The 418-nt window shown below is 68.2% G+C and carries 1 protein-coding gene; it reads right to left on the bottom strand.

Translation table 11 applies throughout. The annotated features are described in order from the left end of the window. On the bottom strand, positions 1-358 hold a 358-nt coding region (locus HMPREF2833_RS10685), incomplete at its 3' end, for a phosphotransferase (RefSeq protein ID WP_246829147.1). Positions 359-418: the final 60 nt, after the last annotated feature.

Raw genomic sequence — 418 nt, 5'->3', positions numbered from 1 at the left:
CGTTCGCCAGCAGGAGCGCGATGTCGGCGTAGGGGTCTGCTTGTCCGAGTCGGCCGAGGTCGATGAGCCCGGCGACCAGCGAGGTATCGGGGTCGATAAGGATGTTGGGGAGGCAGAAGTCTCCGTGGCAGACCACCCTGTCGGCGTCCTCTTGTTCCTGGCGGGACGGGAGGTCGCGTTCCAAGCTTTCGAGGATCACTGCGGGCGGGGTGTCGATGAGGTGCTGGGGCAGGAACTCGGTGTGGACCCGGTTCTCGGCGACGGTCGCGCGGGCTAGCGCCGTCATCTCGTGCAGCGTCCTGCCGTACGGACACGTGCTGGCAGGAGTGCTGTGCAGCCGGACCAGGGTGTCGGTGATCGACGGCCATGCCTGAGCGAGATGGGCCGGGTCGAGCCGGTCAGCCGGGACGCCCGCGAC

The sequence above is a fragment of the Kocuria sp. HMSC066H03 genome (assembly GCF_001812045.1).
GTDB classification, from domain to species: Bacteria; Actinomycetota; Actinomycetes; order Actinomycetales; family Micrococcaceae; genus Kocuria; species Kocuria rhizophila.
The sequence above is the reverse complement of the archived record's forward strand: the minus strand, read 5'-3'. Positions and strand labels throughout refer to the sequence as shown.